At 65.8% G+C, this 18,338-nt stretch carries 16 protein-coding genes; 6 read left to right on the forward strand and 10 right to left on the reverse strand.

Annotation, left to right across the window (positions count from 1 at the left end; translation table 11 throughout):
- Positions 1-98: 98 nt before the first annotated feature.
- A complete protein-coding gene (lpxC, locus tag ACFPPA_RS02695) occupies positions 99-1,013 on the forward strand; it encodes a UDP-3-O-acyl-N-acetylglucosamine deacetylase (RefSeq protein WP_377317016.1) in 915 nt (304 codons plus the stop codon).
- A gap of 247 nt (positions 1,014-1,260) precedes the next feature.
- Here the strand turns inward: lpxC and ACFPPA_RS02700 are convergent, their stop codons facing one another.
- Positions 1,261-1,725, reverse strand: a complete 465-nt coding sequence (locus ACFPPA_RS02700) for a DciA family protein (RefSeq protein WP_377317018.1) — start codon at positions 1,723-1,725, stop codon at positions 1,261-1,263.
- A gap of 27 nt (positions 1,726-1,752) precedes the next feature.
- On the opposite strand from ACFPPA_RS02700, the gene ACFPPA_RS02705 reads away from it, so the two are divergent.
- Positions 1,753-2,682, forward strand: a complete 930-nt coding sequence (locus ACFPPA_RS02705) for a M23 family metallopeptidase (RefSeq protein ID WP_377317020.1) — start codon at positions 1,753-1,755, stop codon at positions 2,680-2,682.
- A gap of 191 nt (positions 2,683-2,873) precedes the next feature.
- Positions 2,874-5,615 (forward strand): preprotein translocase subunit SecA, encoded by a 2,742-nt coding sequence (gene secA / locus ACFPPA_RS02710; protein WP_377317022.1) that lies wholly within the window; start codon positions 2,874-2,876, stop codon positions 5,613-5,615.
- 65 nt (positions 5,616-5,680) lie between these two features.
- Here the strand turns inward: secA and ACFPPA_RS02715 are convergent, their stop codons facing one another.
- From ACFPPA_RS02715 to ACFPPA_RS02755, 9 genes are all read right to left on the reverse strand, one after another.
- Entirely contained in the window at positions 5,681-6,532 is an 852-nt protein-coding gene (locus tag ACFPPA_RS02715) for a symmetrical bis(5'-nucleosyl)-tetraphosphatase (protein WP_377317024.1), read from the reverse strand.
- A 15-nt stretch (positions 6,533-6,547) separates the two neighbouring features.
- Entirely contained in the window at positions 6,548-6,931 is a 384-nt protein-coding gene (apaG, locus tag ACFPPA_RS02720) for a Co2+/Mg2+ efflux protein ApaG (RefSeq protein WP_377317026.1), read from the reverse strand.
- A gap of 64 nt (positions 6,932-6,995) precedes the next feature.
- Positions 6,996-7,787 (reverse strand): 16S rRNA (adenine(1518)-N(6)/adenine(1519)-N(6))-dimethyltransferase RsmA, encoded by a 792-nt coding sequence (gene rsmA / locus ACFPPA_RS02725; RefSeq protein ID WP_377317028.1) that lies wholly within the window; start codon positions 7,785-7,787, stop codon positions 6,996-6,998.
- Positions 7,784-8,833: a 4-hydroxythreonine-4-phosphate dehydrogenase PdxA gene (gene pdxA, locus ACFPPA_RS02730; protein WP_377317030.1), complete on the reverse strand. Its 1,050-nt coding sequence runs from the start codon at positions 8,831-8,833 to the stop codon at positions 7,784-7,786. The genes rsmA and pdxA overlap by 4 nt, the downstream gene beginning before the upstream one ends.
- 14 nt (positions 8,834-8,847) lie before the next feature.
- Positions 8,848-10,191 carry a peptidylprolyl isomerase gene (locus tag ACFPPA_RS02735; RefSeq protein ID WP_377317032.1) on the reverse strand — a complete coding sequence of 448 codons (1,344 nt, stop codon included), beginning with the start codon at positions 10,189-10,191 and terminating at the stop codon, positions 8,848-8,850.
- A gap of 34 nt (positions 10,192-10,225) precedes the next feature.
- Entirely contained in the window at positions 10,226-12,637 is a 2,412-nt protein-coding gene (locus tag ACFPPA_RS02740) for an LPS-assembly protein LptD (RefSeq protein ID WP_377317034.1), read from the reverse strand.
- Between the two features lie 199 nt (positions 12,638-12,836).
- Positions 12,837-13,757, reverse strand: a complete 921-nt coding sequence (locus ACFPPA_RS02745) for a histone deacetylase family protein (protein ID WP_377319430.1) — start codon at positions 13,755-13,757, stop codon at positions 12,837-12,839.
- Between the two features lie 11 nt (positions 13,758-13,768).
- Positions 13,769-14,341, reverse strand: a complete 573-nt coding sequence (locus ACFPPA_RS02750) for a cob(I)yrinic acid a,c-diamide adenosyltransferase (protein ID WP_377317036.1) — start codon at positions 14,339-14,341, stop codon at positions 13,769-13,771.
- 9 nt (positions 14,342-14,350) lie between these two features.
- Positions 14,351-14,947: a hypothetical protein gene (locus ACFPPA_RS02755; RefSeq protein WP_377317038.1), complete on the reverse strand. Its 597-nt coding sequence runs from the start codon at positions 14,945-14,947 to the stop codon at positions 14,351-14,353.
- A gap of 87 nt (positions 14,948-15,034) precedes the next feature.
- Here ACFPPA_RS02755 and ubiH point away from each other — a divergent pair, with 87 nt between their 5' ends.
- The 3 genes from ubiH to ACFPPA_RS02770 are packed head-to-tail and all read left to right on the forward strand — an operon-like array spanning position 15,035 to position 18,323.
- Positions 15,035-16,264 (forward strand): 2-octaprenyl-6-methoxyphenyl hydroxylase, encoded by a 1,230-nt coding sequence (gene ubiH, locus ACFPPA_RS02760; RefSeq protein ID WP_377317040.1) that lies wholly within the window; start codon positions 15,035-15,037, stop codon positions 16,262-16,264.
- Positions 16,261-17,472 (forward strand): UbiH/UbiF/VisC/COQ6 family ubiquinone biosynthesis hydroxylase, encoded by a 1,212-nt coding sequence (locus tag ACFPPA_RS02765; protein ID WP_377317042.1) that lies wholly within the window; start codon positions 16,261-16,263, stop codon positions 17,470-17,472. The genes ubiH and ACFPPA_RS02765 overlap by 4 nt, the downstream gene beginning before the upstream one ends.
- A gap of 56 nt (positions 17,473-17,528) precedes the next feature.
- A complete protein-coding gene (locus ACFPPA_RS02770; RefSeq protein WP_377317044.1) occupies positions 17,529-18,323 on the forward strand; it encodes a dienelactone hydrolase family protein in 795 nt (264 codons plus the stop codon).
- Positions 18,324-18,338: the final 15 nt, after the last annotated feature.

Consider the following 18,338-nt stretch of genomic DNA (forward strand, 5'->3'; position numbering starts at 1 on the left):
TTAACAACACTGTACGGTACGGTTTGCTTTTATCACAGGTTAAAACTGTGTTAGCATCCGCTCCTGATTGGCTGCTGCCTACACAGGTACCAACAACAATGATTAAGCAGCGTACGCTTAAGAACATCATCCGGGCGACCGGTGTCGGACTGCACACGGGCGACAAGGTGTACATGACCTTGCGTCCCGCCGCGCCCAATACCGGTATCGTGTTTCGTCGCACGGATCTTGATCCGCCGGTGGACATACGGGCACGCCAGGACAATGTCGGCGATACCCGATTGTCGACGACACTGGTCAATGGCGATGCCCGCGTCTCCACGGTCGAGCACCTGCTCTCGGCGATGGCCGGTCTGGGCATCGACAACGCTTACGTCGACCTGTCCGCGCCGGAAGTACCGATCATGGACGGCAGCGCCGGCCCCTTCGTGTTCCTGCTGCAGTCGGCCGGCATCGAAGAGCAGAACGTGGCCAAGCGCTTCATCCGCATCAAGAAGCCGGTGAAGGTGCAGGAAGGCGACAAGTGGGCCAGCTTTGATCCGTTCGAGGGTTTCAAGGTCGGTTTCTCGATCGATTTCAATCATCCGATCATCAGCAAGCGGACTTCGCGCGCCGAGATCGATTTCTCCACCACCTCCTTCGTCAAGGAAGTGAGTCGCGCGCGTACCTTCGGTTTCATGCGCGACATCGAGATGCTGCGCGAGCACAACCTCGCGCTCGGCGGCTCGATGGACAACGCGGTGGTGCTGGACGATTACCGTGTGCTCAACGAGGACGGCCTGCGTTACGAGGACGAATTCGTCAAGCACAAGATCCTCGACGCGATCGGCGACCTGTACCTGCTCGGTCACAGCCTGATCGGTGCCTATCACGCGCACAAGTCCGGCCACGAGCTCAACAACAAACTGCTGCGCGCGCTGATGGCCGATGCCTCGGCGTGGGAAGAAGTCAGCTACCAGGACGATCCGGCGACCTCGCCGATCTCCTATGCTCATCCGGCACAGGCGATCTGATTTTCCGTCCTGTTTTCCGTCTGCAGTTGCCAGGACTTTCCGAAAACGGCCGCGTCGCGAGACGCGGCCGTTTTCTTTTGTGCGCCCGATGGCGCCGGCCGAATCAACTTCACGGTTTCATCATCCCGTTGGTGTTCAGCCCGGAACGCGTGGTATAAACCCAGCGTTCGCGACGGTATCGGGCACAGGCCGGGCTGTCGCGAGAGGTATTGTGATGCGCTGCCAGATGCGCGGCGCATGTATCGGTTCAGGAATCAGCGGTTTCGGCGAGGGACGCCAGCTCAAGGAACAGTGCCCGCCACTCGGGGTCTGTGAATGACGCGGCAGCGGCCCTGAGATGGGCGGCGGCGGCAGGCGAAAGCGGTTTTGACCGATCCGGCGTTATTGCAACCGGTGGTTGGGGGGCCACTTTCACGGTGACTGAACTGGCGCAGGTGCCGATGGCATGTGCGGTGGCAAGGATTTGTGTCTGCATCAAGCGCAGGCGCGAGGCCCAGGCCGGTGAGGACGCCAGAAAGACGAGGCGGTCGTTGCGCAGGTTGGCGAATCTCACCTGCTCGCGCAACGGTGACGGCAACGTCTGGCGCAAGGCGCGATCCAGCGCTTCCAGCGCGCCGGCCTTCCTGGCCAGCGTCGCGAAGGAGCCGCAGTCGACGAGGGACTTCGGTCCGTTGCCGAGGCGGCGGGAAGTGGCGGGCGTAGCGCGTTGCATGGTGCCGGAATTCGATTTTGGAACGACATGCAGATCATACTCGTATCACGCGCCAGGAAATTGCCGAAGACTCTCGATCTGGCCAATCGGCGCGTACGCTGGAAGCTTCTTTCCATGCTGTCGCTGGCGGTGATTGGTTGCATGGGGGCAGGCATGGCCCTGGCCCTGATGGTGGCCAGTCCGCGTGACCGGGCATTGACCGAGATCCACGATCTGCAGCAACAGATCCGGCAGCAGAAGGCCCAGTTGGGTGGCGTGCGCCAGGATGCCCAGCGTGACCTCGATGCACTGGCGGTGAAACTGGGGCAGTTGCAGGCCCAGTCGATCCGGCTGAATGCGCTGGGCGAACGACTGGCCCAGGTCGGCAAGCTTGACGACGGCGAGTTCGATTTCAATCAGCAGCCGGCCGTCGGTGGTGTCGAGGATCTCGGGGGGAGTGCCTATGCGCTGCCGCCGGCGCTGGACAGCAGCATCAACCAGCTGGCCAGCCAGTTCAACATTCAGCAGGCGCAATTGTCGGCGCTGCAGAGCTTGTTGCTCGATGCCCGCATCGAATCGAATCTGAAACCGACCGGGATGCCGGTGGCGGGCTACATCTCGTCCTATTTCGGCGTGCGTCCGGATCCATTCGACGGGCACTCGGCGCGGCACACCGGTATCGACATCGCCACCCCGTTAGGTACCCCGGTGCATGCCGTGGCCGAAGGCATGGTGACCTTTGCCGGCGTGCGCAGCGGTTACGGCAACGTGGTCGAGATCGACCATGGCAACGGCTACATGACCCGATATGCCCACAACAGCCGGCTGGATGTGCATCCGGGCCAGCACGTTCAGGTAGGTGACGTGATATCCCAGGCCGGATCCACCGGCCGCTCGACCGGGTCACACGTGCATTTCGAGGTCTGGTACGACGGCCGCGTGGTCAATCCGCTGGCGTTTGTGCGCAATCATCGCTAGACCCCTCCCGTCTGACGCCACTTGAATCGAGCCCCGATCGACGCCATCAAGAATGGCTGTGTCGGCGTGCCCGGATCGGGCCTGGTTCGATCCGGGCTGCCTGCGGCAGGCCTGCCTTTGCGGGCATGTAGTAACATGCTCGATTGGCCCGTGTCTGTTGCGGGCCTTCTGTTCCCCAATCCGGAAAATCGATGTTCAACCGTGCCCTGACGAGCCTGTTTGGTAGCCGCAACGAACGCGTATTGCGCCAACTTTCCAGAACCGTCCATCGCATCAATGCGCTGGAGCCCGAATTCGAGAAGCTGAGCGACGAGGCCCTGCGCGGCAAGACCGACGAGTTCAAGCAGCGGCTGGCCGGCGGCGAATCGCTGGACAAGCTGTTGCCGGAAGCCTTCGCGGTGGTACGCGAAGCGGCGAAGCGCACGCTGGGCATGCGTCATTACGACGTGCAGCTGATCGGCGGCATGGTGCTGCATTCGGGCAAGATCGCCGAGATGCGTACCGGTGAAGGCAAGACCCTGGTCGCCACGTTGCCGGTCTACCTCAATGCGCTCGCCGACAAGGGCGTGCATGTGGTCACCGTCAACGACTATCTGGCGCGGCGCGATTCCGCGCAGTTGGGCAAGTTGTACAACTTCCTTGGCCTGACCGTCGACGTGGTGTATCCGGGCATGGATCACGCGGACAAGCACGCAGCCTATGCCGCCGACATCACCTACGGCACCAACAACGAATTCGGCTTCGACTACCTGCGCGACAACATGGCGCTGAGCAAGGAGCAGCGCTATCAGCGCGGCCTGCACTACGCGATCGTCGATGAGGTCGACTCGATCCTGATCGACGAGGCGCGCACGCCGTTGATCATTTCCGGTCCGGCCGAGGATTCGCCGCAGTTGTACCTGGCGGTGAACAAGATCGTGCCGCGGATGATCCGGCAGACCGAAGAAGACGGTGAGGGCGACTACTGGGTCGACGAGAAACAGAAACAGGTGCATCTGTCCGAGGCAGGCATGCAGCATGCCGACGAGCTTCTGCGCGAGGCCGGAGTGATCGAGCAGGACAGCGGCCTGTACGACTCGAAGAATCTGGCCGTGGTGCATCACCTCAATGCCGCCCTGCGCGCCAACGGTATCTACCAGCGCGACGTGGATTACATCGTGCGCGACGGCGAGGTGATCATCGTCGACGAATTCACCGGCCGTACCCTGGCGGGCCGCCGCTGGTCCGACGGCCTGCACCAGGCGGTCGAGGCGAAGGAAGGCGTGCCGATCCAGCGCGAGAACCAGACCCTGGCGACGGTGACGTTCCAGAACCTGTTCCGCATGTACAAGAAGCTGGCCGGCATGACCGGCACGGCCGATACCGAAGCGTTCGAGTTCCAGAGCATCTACGGCCTGGAGGTGGTGGTGATCCCCACCCACAAGCCGATGATCCGCAAGGACAACTCGGACATGATTTTCCTGTCGCAGGGGCCGAAGTATCGCTCCGTGATCGAGGACATCAAGGACTGCCACAAGCGTGGCCAGCCGGTGTTGGTGGGTACCACCTCGATCGAGGTGTCCGAGCTGCTTTCCGGGTTGCTGACCGAGGCCAAGGTGCCGCACGAAGTGCTCAACGCCAAGCAGCACGAGCGCGAGGCGCACATCGTGGCGCAGGCTGGCGCGCCGGCCCAGGTCACCATCGCCACCAACATGGCCGGCCGTGGTACCGACATCGTGCTCGGCGGCAGTCTGGAAGCGGCCCTGGCGGCCTTGCCCGAGGGTGCCAGCGAGATGGATCGCCAGCGCGCCAAGACCGAGTGGAAGAAGCTGCACGAACAGGTGCTCGCCGCCGGCGGTCTGCACATCATCGGCACCGAGCGGCACGAGTCGCGGCGCATCGACAACCAGCTGCGTGGTCGCTCCGGGCGTCAGGGCGATCCGGGTTCATCGCGTTTCTACCTGTCGCTGGAAGACAACCTGCTGCGGATCTTCGGTGGCGAAGGCCTGGTGCGCTGGATGAAGCGCTTCGGCATGAAGGACGACGACGCGCTGGAGGATCGCATGATCAGCCGGCAGATCGAGAAGGCGCAGCGCAAGGTCGAGCAGCACAACTTCGACATCCGCAAGCACCTGCTGGAATTCGATGACGTCGCCAACGACCAGCGCAAGGTGATCTATCGCCAGCGCGACGAATTGCTCGAGGGCGAGGATGTCTCGGCCACCGTCGCCGACATTCGCGAGGACGTGGTGCAGACCATGGTGCGTGCCTACGTGCCGGCCGAAAGCATCGATGAGCAGTGGGATCTGGCCGGCCTCGACCGTGAGCTGGAAAGCGAGTTCGGCCTGTCGCTCGAACTCAGGAAGTGGGTCGAGCAGCAGCACGAGATCGATGCCGAGATGATTCTCGAGCATGTGCGCGATGCGGTGAACGGGTTGTTCCAGGCGAAAGAGGCACAGATCGGTGCCGAGACCATGCGCCAGCTGGAAAAGCACATCATGCTTACCGTGGTCGACAACGCCTGGAAGGATCACCTGGCGAGCATGGACTACCTGCGCCAGGGCATCTATCTGGTGGGCTACGCGCAACAGGATCCGAAGCAGGCGTTCAAGCGCGAATCGTTCAGGCTGTTCTCCGAGATGCTCGGCCGGATCAAGGCCGAGGTCGTGCAGATGCTGGCGCGTATCCGCGTCCGCAGCGAAGAGGAAGTCGCGGCGATGGAGGCGGAACAGCAGCGTATGGCCGAGCGCCTGCAGAAGCAGATGCTGGCCACGGGCGGCGGTGCACCGGTAGGTGCATTTGGCGGCGGCGAGCCGGACATGCCTGCGGTCGGTCCCGGGATGCGCATCGCCCAACAGCCGGCGCAGCACGACGGCCCCAAGGTGGGGCGCAACGAGCCTTGCCCGTGCGGCTCGGGAAAGAAATACAAGCACTGCCATGGCCAGCTGGCCTGAGCAGTCGAGCAGTTCCAGCGCCCATGAAAAACCCCGCCGCGGCGGGGTTTTTCATGGGCGCGAACTCAGTCCTCGGCGCCGGGGGGGCGCTTGCGATGCGGCTCGGCATTGACCGTGATGTACCGTGGCTCTTCGGCGTCGATCTGCAGTGCAGTGAGTTGCCCGCCCCAGACGCAACCGGTATCGATCGCGTATACACCCAGTCCGGCAAAGCGACCGAGGGCCGACCAGTGGCCGCAGACGATGCGGGTGTCGCGCCGGCGCATGCCGGGCACCGAGAACCACGGATACAGTCCGGGCTTCTGCGTACCGGGGATGTCCTTGGCCTCGAAGTCGATGCGCCCGTTGACGTCGCAGTAGCGCATCCGGGTCATGGTATTGATGGTGGCGCGTTGCCGCTCCAGCCCCTGCAACCGGCTTGACCACATCGCCGGGCGGTTGCCGAACAGATTGCGCAGCAGGCGGGGATGACGCGGACTGGACAGTTCGCGCTCGACCTCCTGCGCCGCGCGCAGGGCCTGCCGCAACGTCCACATCGGGGCGAGTCCGGCATGCACCATGGTCCAGTTCAGGCGTTCGTCGTGGTGCAGCAGCTTCTGCGAGCGCAGCCATTCGAACAGCACCGGTGCGTCATCGGCGAACAGCACTTCGCGCAGTTCGGGATTCACCCGCGCCTGGGCATCGGGCCGTCGCTGGGCGATGGCCAGCAGGCTCAGGTCGTGGTTGCCCAGGGTGATCACGCTCTGCTCGCGCAGGTCATGGATCAGCCGCAACGTCTCCAGCGACTCGCCGCCGCGGTTGACCAGGTCGCCGCAGAACCACAGCTGATCCCGCGCCGGATCGAAACGCAGCTTTTCCAGCAGGCGTTGCAGTTCGGGATAGCAGCCCTGTACGTCGCCGATCGCGTACGTAGCCATGTCAGACCGGAGCCATCAATGCAGCGTGCGCGGGATGGACAGGGTGAACGTCGGGACGGTGGCCTCGAACTCGGTGCCATCGTCGGCCAGCATGCGGTAGCTGCCACCCATGATGCCGACCGGCGTCTCGAGCACCGCGCCCGAGGTGTATTCGAAATTTTCACCGGGCCGCATCCACGGTTGTTCACCCACCACGCCGTCACCGCTCACTTCCTCCACCTTGCCGTTGGCATCGGTGATCATCCAGTGGCGGGTGAGCAGGCGTGCGGGCATCTTGCCGGCATTGCGCAGGGTGATGGTGTAGGCGAAAACGTAGCGATTGTCACCGGGCTTCGATTGATCGGGGACGAAGCGGGTTTCGACCTGCACGTCGATCGTGTAGGAAGATTTTTCAGTCATGCGAGGATTGTAAGGCCTGCCGGGAGGAATGGGGCGGAGCGGTCGCGATTGGGCTCCATCATGATCATTCCCGGCTGGCGTAGACCTTGGCCAGGCGCACGAAATCAGTCGGAGAGAGCGTTTCCGCGCGCGCCTTGGGGTCGACGTCCGCCCGGCGGATGGCATCGCTGTCGAGCAACTGCTTGAGCGCGTTGGCGAGCGTCTTGCGCCGTTGCCCGAAGGCCGCCTTGACCACTGCGTAGACATCCTGCGGTCGGGCATCGTGCAACTCGTGCGATGCCAGCGGCAGCAGCCGCACCACCGAAGACTCCACTTTAGGTGGCGGACGGAATGCCTCCGGCGGCACATTGAACAGCGGCTCGACCCGGCAGGCCAGCTGCAGCATCACGGAAAGCCGCCCGTACACTTTGCTGCCGGGTTCGGCGGCCATCCGGTCGACCACTTCCTTCTGCAGCATGAAGTGCATGTCCTGGATCGCCGCGGCGTGCTCGACGCAGTGGAACAGGATCGGGCTGGAGATGTAGTAGGGCAGGTTGCCGGCCACGCGCAGCCGCTGCACGCCATGGCTGTGCGCCATCGCGGTGAAATCCACTTTCAGCACATCGGCGTGGACGATGTGCAACTCGCCCTTGCCGGCGGCGCGGGCCTGCAGGCCCGGGATCAGATCGGTATCCAGCTCGATCGCGGTGAGCTTGCCCGCCGCGGCCAGCAGGGGCAGCGTCAAGGCGCCTTCGCCGGGACCGATCTCGACCACGAAGTCCTCGCTGCGCGGCGCGATGACATCGACGATGCGCTCGATGTAGCGTCGATCGTGCAGGAAGTGCTGGCCGAAACTTTTCTTGGGGCGGGCATTCATTTGATCGTTCTCGGCAAGATTGGCCCCTCATCCCGGCCTTCTCCCCGCAAGGGAGAAGGGGAATGAGTGACGCGGCGCGCCACGAGTTCCAACGCCATCCTGGCGGCGGCGATCAGGCTGGCCGGGTCGGCCTGCCCGGTGCCGGCCAGGTCGAGCGCCGTGCCATGGTCGACCGAGGTGCGGATGAACGGCAGGCCGAGCGTGAGGTTCACGGTGCGCTCGAACGCCTCGCTCTTCAGTACCGGCAGGGCCTGGTCGTGGTACATCGCCAGCACCGCGTCATAGTGACGCCGCTGTGCGGGGACAAAGGCGGTATCGGCCGGCAAGGGGCCGGTCAGGCGCATGCCTTCGCCGCGCAGCGTTTCAAGGACCGGGATGAGCGTGTCGATCTCCTCGTGCCCGAGGTGGCCGCCTTCACCTGCATGCGGGTTGATCCCGAGCACGGCGATGCGTGGGTCGGCCAGGCCGAACTTCATGCGCAGTTCGCCGTGCATGATGCGCAGCGTGCGGGTCAGCGACTCGGCCGTGATCGCCGACGCCACCGCCGCGAGTGGCAGGTGGGTGGTCGCCAGGGCCACGCGCAACTCCGGGCTGGCGAGCATCATCACCACATCGACATGCGCCCGTTCGGCGAAGAACTCGGTATGCCCACTGAAGCGGATGCCGGCGTCGTTGATCGAGGATTTCTGCAACGGCGCGGTGACCACCGCATCGTAGCGGCCGGCCAGGCAGCCATCGGCCGCCTCGGTCAGCGTGGCCAGCACATGCGTGGCATTGCGCGGATCCGGCTGGCCGGGGACCTCGTCGATCGCCAGCGGCAGGTGACGCACGCGCAGGGTGCCGGGGCAGGGTTCAGTTGCGTTGCTGCCATCGTCCTCGATCAGCTCGATGCTGGCGCCGCAGCGTGCGGCAGCACGTTCCAGCAGAGCCCGATCGGTGATCGCAACCAGAGTGGCCGCCAGCGGTATGGCGGCCAGTCTTATCAGAAGCTCCGGGCCGATGCCGGCCGGCTCACCGGCGGTCAGCGCGAGCCGGGGCAGTGGCATGGCGTCCAATCGTCTTACGGCGCACTGCCGGTGGCAGTCTGGCTGTCTGCAACGCGCAGCTCGGGCACCAGGATGTTGATGTAGGCATTGGAGCGCAGGTCGCGCAGGAAATCGTCGTAAACCTGTTCGGACTTGCGGTTGCCGATGGCCTGGCGTGCCTGGTCGCGTGCGATCTTGTCGGTCAGGTCACTCTGGCGTGTCCCCAGGCGCTGCAGGATATGCCAGCCCATCTGGCTCTGGAATGGTTGCGATACCTGATTGTCCTTCAGCGCGTTCAGCTGGCCGGCGATGGTGGATCCCCATGCGTCCTGCTGGAACCAGCCCATGTCACCGCCGAGATTGGCCGTGGTGTCGTCCTTGGAGTTCTCCTTCGCCAGGGTGGCGAAGTCCTCGTGCTTCTTGACGATGCGGTTGTAAAGATCCCTTGCCTTCTGTTCGGCCTGGGCCGGCGTCACCAGCTCGCTCGGCTTGATCAGGATCTGCCGTGCGTGGAATTCGGTAACCATCTTGCGGCTGCTCTGGCGCTGGTCGATCAGTTTGAGAATGTGGAAACCGGTAGGGCCGCGCAGTGCCGGGCTGACATCGCCGGGCTTCATCGATTCGAGCGTGTCGGCGAAGGCTGCCGGCACCTCGTCCATCCGTCGCCAGCCCAGGTCGCCGCCGTCCAGTGCATCGGGGGCGTCGGAATAGCGGATCGCCGCGGCGTTGAAATCCATGCCGCCCTTGATCGCCGCAAGTGCCTGCTCGGCCTTGGCCTGGCTGGCCTGGATCGCCGCCGCATCAGCGCCGCCGGGGATGCTGATCTGGATGTGTGCGAGATGCACCTCGCCAGCCTTGTAGGACGGGCTGCTGAGCAGGTTGTCGATTTCGCTGTCGGTGACCGATACCGAGCTCTGCACCACACTCTGATGCAGTCGCTGCACGGTGATCTGCTCGCCGAGCTGCTGCCGGAACGCCGCAAAGCTGGCGCCGCTGCGTTCCACTTCCGCACGCAATTGTTCCGGGGTCAGTTTGTTCTGCCGTGCCACGCCGGCGACGGCCTGGTCGATATCGGCATCGGAAACGGTAACGCCCTGTTCCTGCGCCTTCTGGATCTGCAGGCGCATCAGTATCAGGCGATTGAGCACCTGCTGCTGCAGCACGTTCATCGGCGGCAGCTGCTCGGCATGACCGGCGTATTGCTGCTGGACCGAGCGTACGGCATCGTTCAGATCGCTCTGCAGGACGACATCGTCGTTGACGACGGCAACGATGCGATCGAGCGGCTGGCTGGCAGGCGCGTTGGGCGTCAACAGCTGGGCGTGGACGGGGGACATGATCGCGAGCGCGAGCAGGAAAGATGCAATGAGTTGCTTCATCAGTGGAAAGCCTGAGTCGCCGGGGCGAGTGCGTTTATTGATAGCCGAGAATATCACGGCGCAGCAGTGGATCGATTTGGCCACCCGATGAGCCGAGCCCCTTGAAAACCACTTCGAACATGATCGCGTTGTCACGCAGGTTGACGTTGCTGCCTGCTGGAGCCGGTATGGAGCCGTAGGACGTCTGATTCACGTAGTTGCGATCGACCAGCCGCAATGTCACGCAGCAGCTGTCGTATTCCACGCCAGCCAGCGCTTCGACGGTCTCGCGTTCTTTCACCGAATATGTCCACGATCCCATCAGGCGCCAGCGCTCGGATATCGGGTAGACCACCGAGGCGCTGTATTGTTCCAGTCGCCCGCGACGATAGCGATACGAGAAGTTCAGGATGCCGTCGTTGCCCAGGCGGCGCTGCAGTTCCAGTGCGCCCAGGTCGGTAAGGCGCGTATTCGGATCCCACTGGTAGGAGCTGCTCAAGCGCCAGAGGTCGCTGAGCTGCAGGTCGAGCTGGGCGACATAGGCCGAGTGGACCCAGTCGGTACCCGCTACCACGTGGACCTGTCCGTTCGGCAACTGAACGCGTTGCGGACTGAAATAGTGGATCTGGCCGATGCTGGCCGACAGCCGTTCGACACCACTGTCATCGAGCAGTCGGGTGGTCAGCGCCGCGGTGAGGTTGTTCGCATCCATCTGCCGGTCGGCACCGGAGAAGCGGTTGGGCGAGAACAGCTGCCAGTAGTCGAACGACATCACGTTGGTGTCGAACAGCGGCAGGTCGTTCTGGTTGCGGTACGGCACGTACAGGTAGTACAGCCGTGGCTCCAGGGTCTGCGTGTAGCTGTTGCCGAACAGCGAGGTGCTGCGGTCGAACACCAGTCCGCTGTCGATGCTGACGACGGGCAGGGAACGGCTCGGCGACTTCTGCGTGAACGGGCCGGTACTGCCGCTGCCCAGCAGGCCGTAGTAGCCGTAATTCCGGTAATCGCCGCTCAACTGGTAAGCGGTGTAGCGGTAGGCCAGCCGGGGTCGCACGAACCACGCCGAGCTGCCGAAATCGGCCGCCAGATAGGGGTACAGATCCTCTCGCTCGCCCTCGACGAAGCCGTTCTTGCGGAACGCCACAGCCGAACTGTCCATGCCGACCTCCAGCCAGCGTGACAGCGGAATTTCCATGCTGAACTTCGCATACGGCAGCTGCCGGTAAGGCAACCCGCGGTCGCCCACGAACGGATTCACGTTCTGGTAGATCGTCCCGCCGAATGATGCGCTCCACCATTTGCCGCCACCCAAGACCGCGGCATTGGAACCCAGCGTGTAGATCGCCGCGTGCGACAGCGCATTGCCGTAGTCGTACAGGTAGCTGCTGTCCGAGGCATGGTTGTACGAACTGACGAACCGCCAGCCTTGCCACAGGTTCGTCTGATCGGCGAAGTTGATCAGGTAGCGCGACGTGCCCTTGGTATCGGCGAGGCCGTCGCTGGCGCCATGATCGTTCGGCACGTATTGCAGGTTCAGCTGGCCATGGGTGCCGGGCAACAGATAGCGGAATTCACCGGCCAGCATCGCGCCGCGATCGCTGTACGTGCGCGGATCCAGCGTGGCATCGTAGTTCGGCGCCAGGTTCAGGTAGTACGGCAGGCTGACTTCGAAACCGGAACGGCTGGTGTTGCCGATGGTCGGGTACAGGAAGCCGCTCTTGCGCCGATCATCGACCGGAAAGGTGAAATAGGGCAGGTACAGGAACGGCACGCTGCCGAGCCGCATGGTGGCGTTGCGCGCCACGCCCACGCCGGTGGCCTTGTCGATGCTGATCGAGCTGGCGCGGAACTCCCACACATGATGGCCGACGTCACAGGTGGAATACGTGGCCCCCGAATAACGCGTGTGCTGGGCGTCCAGCATGTTTCCCTGCCTGGCGACACCGTTGCCGCGTGCCTCCAGCATCTGATAGCGCACGTCGTCGGCCGTGCCGCGGCTGGCTTCGGTATTGCCCTGCATGTGCGAGGCGGCGAGCAGCTGGCCGGCTTCCTGGTAGCGCACGTTGCCGCGCGCGTCGTAGTCGGTGCTGCCGCTGTTGTAATCGAGACGGTCGGCCTGCAGCAACTGGTCGGCGCGTTGCAGTTTCACGTTGCCCGACAGGTGGTAGACCGATTGATTGGAACTGTCCACGCGCTGTGCCTGCACGTGGGCCGGGCTGGTATCGCGCAGGCTGCTGTCCTTGTCCAGGCTGGGATCGTAGAACTCCAGCAGCGCATTCGGGCGGCACATCGCGTAGTTGAGCGGGCGCGGCGCACAGCTGAACGAACCCAGCGGACAGGACTGGTCGGCGTCGTCCGACGCGGCTTTCCGGTGGCCGTGACCGGCCTTGGCATCGGCGTGGCCCCCCATCAGGGCAAGGGCGGCGGCTATCGCCAGCAGGCGGCGTGGGGGTAGCTTGGGCGTCACGATGGCATCTACCGGCTTCGAAGGCTCGTTAAGCTAGCAGAAAGACCCGGTGGACGGCAGGCAAACATTCGCAGCCGATCGGCGGATTCAGTCCGGGTAGGCGTCCGGTTGCGTGATCCGCGCGGGCGCTCCGGTTCAGGCAGGGCATCTTCGCGCCGGTTTTTCGAATGAGCGGGGCAGGATGCCGCCAGGAGTGCATTCAATCGACGAGTCCGCCGACATGCGCGCTGGCACTGGCGGCGAGTGCGGCGAGGTCATAGCCCCCTTCGAGCGTGGAAACCAGCCGCCCGCCCGCATGCTGGCGAGCGAGGGCCACCAGCCGTCCGGTGATCCACGCGAAGTCTTCCTGGCCCAGTCTGACGTCCGCCAGCGGGTCGCTGCGGTGCGCGTCGAAGCCGGCCGAAACCAGCACCAGCTGTGGCTTGAAGGCGTGCAGCCTCGGCAGCAGGATGCTGTCCCACAGCTCGCGGAACTCATGCGAGCCGGCGCCGGGCGAGAGCATGCCATTGATGATGTTGCCCACGCCGCGCTCATCCTCCTGGCCGCTGTGCGGATACAGCGACGACTGATGGCTGGACGCAAACAACACGCGTGGCTCGCGCTCGAAAATGGCCTGGGTGCCGTTGCCGTGATGGACGTCGAAATCGGCGATCGCGACCCGCTTCAGGCCGTGCACGGCGATCGCGTGCGCGGCGGCCACGGCGATGTTGTTGAACAGGCAGAAACCCATGGCCTGGTCGCGGGTGGCGTGGTGGCCGGGTGGCCGCACCGCGCAGAACGCATGCTGGGTCGCGCCCGAGAGCACTGCGTCGACGGCCGCCACGGCGGCACCGGCGGCGTGCAGCGCTGCCTCGGCCGAGCCCGCCGACATTACGGTGTCCTCGTCCAGCAGATAGTGACCGCCCTCGGGCGGGCTGCTGGCCAGGATGTGGTCGACGTGGGCCAGGCTGTGCACGCGCAACAACTGTTCGCGGGTGGCGGCCGGTGCATCGATCCGGTCCAGTGCGGCATGGCGATCGTGATCCAGCGCCTGCAGCACCGCGTTCAGCCGTGCCGGCCGTTCGGCATGGCCGGGGCCGGGATCGTGCTGCAGGCAGGCGGGGTGGGTATAGAGCCGCAGCATGCTGGCAGCTATCCGGCCGGCTGGGGCTTGCGGCGACGCTCGTGCTGCCACAGCACTTCGCCGTGGCCGCTGGCGCGCGCCAGCACCCGCGAGATCACGAACAGCAGATCGGACAGCCGGTTCAGGTAGCGCTGCGGTTGCGTGCGCACCGCTTCCACCCGCGCCAGCGCGATCACCTCGCGCTCGGCGCGACGGCATACCGTGCGGGCCAGATGGCCACAGGCCGCGGCCATGCCGCCGCCGGGCAGGATGAATTCCTTCAGCGGCGGCAGCGGCTCGTTGAGCCGGTCGAGGATCGCCTCGAGCCGATCGATGTCGCTGTCCTCGACCATCGCCATGCCGGGGATGCACAGCTCGCCGCCCAGGTCGAACAGGTCGTGCTGCACCTGGGTCAGGGCTTCGCGCACGTCGTCGGTGACGCCCTCGGCAGCCAGCAGCATGCCGATCGTGCTGTTCAGCTCGTCCACCGTGCCGTAGGCGCCGACCCGCAGCGAGTCCTTGCCCACGCGCGAGCCGTCACCGAGGCCGGTGCTGCCGTCGTCACCGGTGCGCGTGTAGATCTTCGAGAGGCGGTTGCCCATCGCGATCGCTCAGTGGCTCAGGCCGGGCTGGCCGGATCCGCGCAGCGTGCGCGCCAGCAGCGTGGCGGCCACGTGCAGCACGGCACCGATGCCGACGTACAGCGCGGTGGTGGCGAGGAACGGCAGGTACCAGTCACCGAGATTGACGAACCAGCTGGCGAAGCTGCGCGGCAGCGGCACGCTGTCGCTGAGCCAGTAGAAGCTGCCGTTGGAGATCAGGTAGCAGACCGTCTCGCTGACCATCAGCGTCACCGCGGCGAGGCCCAGCGTGGGCAGGCGCAGGCCGAACTGGTGACGGGCCAGCCACTGGCCGCCCAGCCACAGCGCGCCGAAATACACCGGCATGCACCAGTATGCCGGCGACACGCAGTAATGCGCCCAGAAGTCCATGCCCTGGCCGGTGATCACGAAGAAGTCCACCAGCACCGCTTCGGCGATCAGCAGCGGGAATGCCCAGCGGGCCGATCCGCGCAGCCAGAAGCCGGCGAGGAAGAACACCCCCCATGAGGCGTCGGGCAAGGCGTCGAAATGATGCAGGCGGGTGGCCGCCATCACCAGGGCAAGCATCAGGAAGATGCCCAGGCGTTGGGTCTGCGTCTTGGCCATGTGGTGCTCCGTGTAGGCGTCTGAATAGTCCAATAGTCTAGCCCAATGCGTAGCGACCCACGCGGCCTCAGCGCGTATCATCGGCGCATGAATGTCCCGACATCCCCCGCCACGAACGACTCCGGCGTGCTGATCATCGGTGGCGGCCTGGTCGGCGCCAGCCTGGCGATCGCGCTGGATGCAGCCGGCATCGCCGCCACCCTGGTCGAAACGGCCGCGCCGCGGGCCGACGCACAGCCCAGCTATGACGAACGCAACCTGGCGCTGGCGCGGGCCACCGTCAACGGGCTCGAGGCGATCGGCGTGTGGCGCCATGCCCGTGCCGGCGCCACGCCGATCCGGCACATCCATGTGAGTCGTGCCGGCGAATTCGGCAGTGCGCGCATCGATGCGGACAAACACGGGGTCGATGCGCTGGGCTGGACCCTGCCGGCGCGCGAGCTGGGCGTGGCGCTGCTGCGCCGGCTCGACGAATGCACCCGGCTGACCCGGCTCGCGCCCGCCACCCTGGCCGGGCTGGAGCCGCTGGCTGGCGGCTGGCGTGCCCGGATCGACAGTGCCGACGGCAGCCGTTGCATCGATACGCCGCTGCTGGTCGGCGCCGACGGCACCGAATCGTTCGTGCGTGCCCGACTCGGCATCGAGGCCGAGCGCCACGACTACCGGCAGACGCTGTTCGTCTGCACGATCACACCCGAACGCGATCACGCGAACCGTGCCTGGGAACGCTTTGCCGACGGCGGGCCGATCGCGCTGCTGCCGCTGGCTGAACGTCGCTGCGGACTGGTACTCACCGTGGCGGCGGAGGCGGCGGACGGGGTGGCCGCGCTCGACGATGCGGCTTTCATCGAACTGGCGCAGCGCCGTCTCGGCTGGCGGCTGGGTCGGCTCAGCCGGCCCGGCAAGCGTCATCCGTATGCGATCCGGCGCGTTGCCGCCAGCGCGCTGGTGGCGCCGCGTGCGGTACTGGTCGGCAACGCGGCGCAGACCGTGCATCCGATCGGTGCGCAGGGTTTCAACCTGGGCCTGCGCGATGCGCTGACCCTGGCCGAAATGGTGGCGGGCGCGGCCGATCCCGGTGCGGCCGATCTGCTGCAGCGCTACGCGGCCCGTCGTGCACCGGATCGCGAAGGCACCATGGCGATGAGCCATGGCCTGGTGCAACTGGCCTGTCTGCCGCAACCGCTGCTGGCGCCGCTGCGATCGCTGGCCCTGCTGGCCTGCGACCGGGTACCGCCGCTGCAACGGGCGCTGGCCCGGCGGGGCATGGGTTTCCGCGGCGATCCACCGCTGGCGGTACTGGAGCGCTTGCCATGAGCGCATCCGCAGCCGATGTTTCAAGGCGTCGCCGCGCGCCGGCGCTGGACGTGGCCGTAGTCGGTGGCGGCATGGTTGGCGCCGCCACCGCGCTGGCGCTGGCCCGGGCCGGGTTCAGTACGGCCTTGCTGGAGGCACGCGCACCGGCACCGTGGGATGCCGCTGCCGAAGTCGATCTTCGCGTGGTCGGCCTGGCACCGTCGTCGCTGGCCCTGCTGAATGATCTGGGTGTCTGGACGGCCATTCGCGAGGCCCGTAGCGGGCCCTACGCGCATATGCATGTATGGGATGCCGAGAGCGGCGCGGCGATCGATTTCGATGCGGCCGACGAGGGACGCGACGGGCTCGGCCATATCGTCGAGAACAGCCTGGTGCAGTGGACCCTGTGGCAGGCACTGGATGCGGCCGGCGTGCGCCGGCTGTGTCCGGCCGAGGTCACCGGATTCGAGGCGAACGAGGATCGCATCCAGTTGCAGCTGGCCGATGGCGAGACGCTGTCCGCGCTGCTGCTGGTGGCTGCCGACGGCGCGGCCTCGCCGCTGCGCCGGCTGGCCGGCATCGGTACCCGCGGTCGCGACTATGCGCAGCGCGCGGTGGTGGCGCACGTGGGCACCGAGCGGCCGCACCAGAACACCGCATGGCAGCGCTTCCTGCCGAGCGGGCCGCTGGCCCTGCTGCCGCTGGCCGACGGGCGCAGTTCGCTGGTGTGGTCCCTGCCCGAAGCCGAGGCGCAGCGCGTGCTGGCGCTGGACGACCGGGCGTTCCTCGAGGAGCTGGGCCTGGCCAGCGACTTCCGGCTGGGGCGGATCACCTCGACCACGCCGCGCGCCGCCTTTCCATTGAAGCTGCAGCTGGCCGAACGCTACCAGGCCGATCGGTTCGTGTTGCTGGGCGACGCCGCGCATGCGGTGCATCCGCTGGCCGGACAGGGCGTGAATCTGGGCCTGCGCGACGTGGTCGAGTTGCGCGATACGCTGCTGGCTGCGCGCACCGCCGGGCGCGATATCGGCGCCGCGCACGTGCTGCGCCGCTACGCGCGTCGTCGGCGCAGCGCCGACACGCTGGATGCGCTGGGTTTCGACGCCCTGGCGCGCATCTACGCCTGGCAGTCGCCGGCGCTGGTCGCGGCGCGTGGGCTGGGCGTGCGCCTGCTCGATCGCCTCACCCCGCTGAAGCGGCGTCTTTCGGAACACGCTGGCGGACTTTGAGTTTCCCTCTCGGGTCCGTCGGCGATCAACCACTCCCCACGCTGGAGGAAGCTGTCATGCGCATCGCCCGACTCTGCTGTCTGCTGTTGCTGGCCGGATCAAGCCTCGCCGCGCAGGCGAAGATGGTGCATCGACCGGTCGAATGGAACCTGGACGGTACGCGTTTCCACAGCGTGCTGGTCTACGACGATGCGGGCGCGGCGAAACGCCCGGGCCTGGTGATGGTGCCGAACTGGTACGGCATCAACGATGCGGCGGTGAAGAAGGCCGAGATGATCGCCGGCAGCGACTACGTGATCCTGCTCACCGACATGTACGGCGCCAGCGTGCGCCCGCAGCAGGGCAACGCGGCACAGGCGCAGGCCGCGGTGAAGCCGCTGTACGGCGACCGCGCGCTGATGCGCAAGCGGATCGACATGGCACTCGAGCAACTGAAGGCGCAGGCCGGCAGCGCGCCGATCGACCTGACCAGGCTGGCCGCGATCGGTTTCTGTTTCGGCGGCTCGGCCGTGCTGGACCTGGCGCGCAGCGGTGCCGACATCGCGGCGGTGGTGTCTTTCCATGGCGGCCTGGGCACCGACGATCCGGCGCTGGCGAAGCAGATCAAGGCACGCGTGCTGGCGATGAACGGCGCTGACGACAAGGGCACCATGCCTGATGCGGACAAGTTCATGGACGAAATGCGCGGCAGCCCGGCCGACTGGCAGTTCGTGGTGATCGGTCATGCGGTGCATTGCTTCACCGAGGTCGACGAGCAGTCGCCCGGCTGCCGCTACGACGCCGCCGCCGCGGCGCGCAGCTACCGGCTGATGCACGACTGGCTCGATCACGCGTTCGCCGGTACGCCCTGAGCTGCGGCCGCTTGC

Origin of the sequence: Rhodanobacter ginsengisoli, from assembly GCF_042657065.1 — a bacterium.
GTDB lineage: Bacteria > Pseudomonadota > Gammaproteobacteria > Xanthomonadales > Rhodanobacteraceae > Rhodanobacter > Rhodanobacter ginsengisoli.